Origin of the sequence: Streptomyces sp. NPDC005195 (assembly GCF_040608315.1) — a bacterium.
Taxonomy (GTDB): domain Bacteria; phylum Actinomycetota; class Actinomycetes; order Streptomycetales; family Streptomycetaceae; genus Streptomyces; species Streptomyces kaempferi.
Genome location: NZ_JBEXHZ010000165.1, coordinates 1 through 4585, shown reverse-complemented (window position 1 = coordinate 4585; position 4585 = coordinate 1). Strand labels below are relative to the sequence as shown.

Here is a 4585-nt window from a genome sequence, read left to right as displayed (position 1 = left end):
CCCGCAGGAGGCGCAGCTGCGCGAGGGCGCGCGCAGGCTGTCGCAGGCGAGCTGGACGGCGACGAGGGAGGACGACTGGGCGCTGTCGACGGTGAGGCTGGGGCCGCTGACGCCGAGGGCGTAGGAGAGGCGGCCCGCGATGAGGCCGCGGTTGAGGCCGGTGGCGGTGTGGTGGCCGACGGCTTCGGGGCCCTGGCGGTGGACGAGTGCGGCGTAGTCGGAGACGTCGGCGCCGACGAAGACGCCGGTGGCGTGCGGCAGGCCGGTCACCGGAAGAGCGGCGTGTTCCAGTGCCTCCCAGCCCAGTTCGAGGACGAGCCGTGCCTGCGGGTCCATGGCTTCGGCCTCGCGGGGCGAGATGCCGAAGAAGGCCGCGTCGAAGTCCGCGGGGGCGTCGATGAAGCCGCCGCGGTAGGGGATCGTGGTGCCCCGGCCGGTGGTGAAGGCGTTGTCGTGCGGTGCGCCGGTACGACGGTCCTCGGGGGCGTCGGTGAGGGCGCTGCGGCCTTCCGCGAGCAGCCTCCAGTAGGCGTCCGGTCCGCTCGCGCCGGGCAGCCGGCACGCAAGGCCGACCACGGCCACGGGTTCGTGGGCCGAAACGGTGGTCCGGGCGTCCGCGGGTACCGGCTCGTTCATGGGATGGCACTCCAAACACCAGGGCGACGGGGTCGGGGCAGCCCTCACGGTTGCACGGTGTCCGGCGCGCTCCGCGCTCCTGCCAGGTGCTCTAGGGGAATTCCTAAGCGGTGCCCCGGTGCCCGGGAAGTGCCTTTCGCGGGCTCTGGGACCTGCCTCCATAGCGAGGGGGCGCGGGTCCGGACAAGGGGGGAAGTCTAGGCGTCTGCCCGAACTGGGGACGGCACGCTCAAGGGGCGGCAGCCGACTGCCGCGAGGCCTGCGCCCGTGTGCCGACAGCGTCGTGCGCGCGGGCCGATCGCTGTACCCCTGAAGGAGAAGAGGCGCATCCATGACCGCGATGAACCTGGTGTTGCCGTCACGTGCCGCGGACCCTCCCCTCGTGTCCCGGCTGGCGGCGTCGGCGGCGGTGGTCGAGGGCGGGGTGATGAGCAATGCGGAGGTGTTCGCCTGGATCGACGAGCGGCAGCGTGAGCAGCAGCAGCATGTGGAGCGGGTGCCGTTCGCGGCTCTGCGCGGCTGGCGCTTCGACCACCGCACCGGCGATCTGCGCCATGACAGCGGGCGGTTCTTCTCGGTGCTGGGGCTGTCGGTGCACTCGGACTTCGGGCCGGTGCGGACGTGGTCGCAGCCGATCATCCACCAGCCGGAGATCGGGATCCTGGGCATCGCGCTGCGGGACTTCGGCGGCGTTCCGCACCTGTTGATGCAGGCGAAGTCGGAGCCGGGCAACGTGAACGGCGTGCAGTTGTCGCCGACCGTGCAGGCGACGAAGAGCAACTACACGGGTGTGCACGGTGGTTCGGCGGTTCCGTACATGGACCTCTTCCGCAGGCCCGGTCCTGGGCAGGTGGTGGCGGACGTCCTGCAGTCGGAGCAGGGGTCGTGGTTCCTGCACAAGCGCAACCGGAACATGGTCGTGGAGGTGGGCCCGGAGGTGGAGGCCGGCGACGACTTCGCCTGGCTGACGCTGGGGCAGGTCAACCTGCTGCTGCGGCACGACAATCTGGTGAACATGGACGCCCGTACGGTGCTGTCCTGCCTGCCGGACTGGCGTGGCGGCGAGGAGAACCTGGTCGAGGACGCCGGCTGGTCGCTGCACACCGACCGGGAGGTCCGCACCTGGATCACCCGGCGGCGTGCGGAGCACGAGGTGGGCGTGGCGCCGATCCCGCTGGCGCAGGCGCAGGGCTGGCTGCGGACGCAGCACGCGGTGACGCACTGCAACGGTCTGTACTTCGATGTCGTCGCGGTGGACGTGTCCTCCCGCGGGCGTGAGGTTCCCGCCTGGTCGCAGCCGTTGCTGGAGCCCCGTGGCATGGGTGTCGCGGCGTTGTTCGTGAAGCGGATCGACGGGGTTCTGCACGCGCTGCTGCGGGCCCGTGCCGAACCGGGCTTCCTCGACGTGGTGGAGCTGGGTCCGACCGTGCAGTGTGTGCCGGAGAACTACGAGCATCTGCCCGAGGCGGACCGGCCGCCGTATCTCGCGCAGGCGCTGGCGCGCCGTGAGAGCGCCCGCTACGACGTGGTGCTGTCCGAGGAGGGCGGCCGGTTCCGCAACGCACAGAGCCACTACATGATCATCGAGACGGAGAGTGACTTCCCCGCCGTGTCGGACGAGTTCCGCTGGCTGACGCCGCATCAGCTTCAGGAACTGCTGTGCTACAGCCACCATTTGAATGTGCAGGCAAGGACACTGGTCGCGGCGTTGAGGTCACTGTGAGCGCCGCCGTGGAACGGCCGCTGCGGCTGGGTGCGCTGGGGACCTCGTCCATCGCGCGCCGTCGTACGCTGCCGAGGGCGGTGGCCGCGCCGGAGGTGGAACTCGTCGCCGTCGCGGGCCGGTCGGCGCGGAAGACGGCGGCGTTCGCCGAGCAGTTCGGCTGTGCGGCGGAAGCGGATCTCGCGTCGCTGCTGGAGCGCCCGGACGTGGAGGCGGTGTACATCTCCACGCCGACCGCGCTGCACCACACCTGGGCGGCGCGGGCCCTGCGGGCGGGCAAGCACGTGCTGGTCGAGAAGCCGGTCGGGGTGGACGCGCACGAGGCACGTGAACTGGCCGACCTGGCGCGGGAGCGGGGGCTGGTGCTGCGGGAGAACTTCATGTTCCTGCACCATCCGCAGCACGCCTTCGCCGCGGACCTGGTGCGCCAGGGGCGGCTGGGCCGGCTGAGCGCGATGCACGCCGCCTTCTGCATTCCGCCGCTGCCCGCCGACGACATCCGCTACGTGCCCGACATGGGCGGCGGGGCCCTGCTGGACGTGGGGGTGTATCCGCTGCGCGCCGCCCAACTGCTGCTGGGCAAGGGGCTCCAGGTGGCCGGGGCGGTGCTGCGTACGCGTCCGGACGGGCTGGACCTGTCGGGTCAGGTGCTGCTGGTCTCACCGTCCGGTGTCCTCGCGAACGTGACGTTCGGTTTCGAGCACGCGTATGCGTCGACGTACTCGCTGTGGGGTGACACGGCGCGGCTGTCGGTGACGCGCGCCTTCACCCCGCCGCCCGCGTACCAGCCCGTGCTCGTGCTGGAGGAGCAGGATCACGAGGAGCGGTTCACGCTCCCGGCCGCCGACCAACTGCACAACTGTCTCGCCGAGTTCGCGGCGGCGGTCCGGCGGGGCGACGCGGGCGGCGCCGAGGAGGCCGACAGGCGCCGGGCCGTGGTGGCGGGCATGGACCTGGTCGACCTGGTGAACAAGGTGGCCGTGCGGGTGCCCGTGGGTGACGGCCGGGAGGAACGGGACAGACACACCGGCGGCGGGTGAGCACCGTTCCCCGATCATGACGTCCCGCCGTGCACGACGACCGGAAATCGCCCTCCCCGTAGGCACACCCGTGGTCCACTGCCGGGCAGACCACCCAGAAGAGGGGGAGGGCCCGGAAGCCGACGAGCGGAGCACGCCCCCGTAACCCGTCCCGCCACGCCCACCGGCCGGCCCGGATGCCGACCGCACCAGAGGAGTGTCCTCATGACTCCCCCCACCTCCCCCGGTTCCGCCTACGACAGTCCGCCGCCCCCGCCCGCCGGGGACGCGGACGAGGCCTCCGCGTCGCCCAGGGCCCCGGCCGGGGCATGGGGCTTCCTCGCCACCGTGGTCTGCGACATCGTCCTGCCGGCCGCCCTCTACTACGTGCTGCGCGACCTGGGCGCCGACGAGATCACCTCGCTGCTGGTCAGCGGGTCGGCGCCCGCCCTGCACACGCTGTACTCGGCGGTGCGGCACCGCAAGGTCGACGCCCTCGGCGTCTTCACCATCACGCTGCTCGTGGTGAGCGCCCTCGCCTCGGTCGTGACCGCCAGCCCGCGCATCGTGCTCGCACGCAACAGCCTGTTCACCGCCCTCGCCGGCGTATGGCTGCTGGTCACCCTCTTCACCGCCCGCCCCTTCACCTACCAGGCCGTCAAGGCACTGCTGCCCGGCCGTGCCGAACGCCTGGAGAGCCTGTGGGAACAGGACGTCGCGTTCCGCCGCGTGTGGCGGGCGGTGACCGTCCTGTGGGGCCTGGGGCTCCTCGCGGACGCCCTGCTGCGCCTGATCATGGCCTACACCCTGCCCGTCGACAGCGTGCCCGCGCTCGACGCGGCCCTGTACGCGGCCACCTGGATCGTGCTCCAGGTCGTCACGCAGATCGCGCTGTACCGCTCGGGCACCTTCCGTAAGATTTTCTCCCGCTGACGCCCGGCCGGAGCCGGCCCGGGGTTCGACAGACTTAACGGTCGTTTAATTCGGATCTTTCGCGCCACATATGTAACTTCGAGATGATTATTCGGTTACGTGTGGTCGGTGTCGGGTTCGCCGACGGGGGCTCCGCCCGGTGGGCGGGGCCCCCGTCTCGCGCCGCCCGCCGTCCGGGCCGCCGCAAACGGGCACCCGCGGTCGCGGGCGGCATCCGCCCGCGGCCCCGGATCGCCGCCGCAAACCCCGTACCTCCGGACGCGGCCGGTGCCGT

4 protein-coding genes are annotated in these 4585 nt (G+C 71.8%); 3 read left to right on the top strand and 1 reads right to left on the bottom strand.

Annotated features, from left to right (window positions below; translation table 11 throughout):
• The coding region (locus tag ABZV34_RS37250; protein WP_356287044.1) for a polyketide synthase at positions 1-636 on the bottom strand (636 nt) is incomplete at its 3' end.
• Positions 637-967: 331 nt separating this feature from the next.
• Here ABZV34_RS37250 and ABZV34_RS37245 point away from each other — a divergent pair.
• From ABZV34_RS37245 to ABZV34_RS37235, 3 genes are all read left to right on the top strand, one after another.
• A complete protein-coding gene (locus ABZV34_RS37245) occupies positions 968-2359 on the top strand; it encodes an NDP-hexose 2,3-dehydratase family protein (protein ID WP_356287041.1) in 1392 nt (463 codons plus the stop codon).
• Entirely contained in the window at positions 2356-3399 is a 1044-nt protein-coding gene (locus ABZV34_RS37240) for a Gfo/Idh/MocA family oxidoreductase (RefSeq protein ID WP_356287038.1), read from the top strand. The genes ABZV34_RS37245 and ABZV34_RS37240 overlap by 4 nt, the downstream gene beginning before the upstream one ends.
• Positions 3400-3603: 204 nt before the next feature.
• Positions 3604-4311 carry a VC0807 family protein gene (locus tag ABZV34_RS37235; protein WP_356287035.1) on the top strand — a complete coding sequence of 236 codons (708 nt, stop codon included), beginning with the start codon at positions 3604-3606 and terminating at the stop codon, positions 4309-4311.
• The last annotated feature ends 274 nt before the right edge of the window (positions 4312-4585 follow it).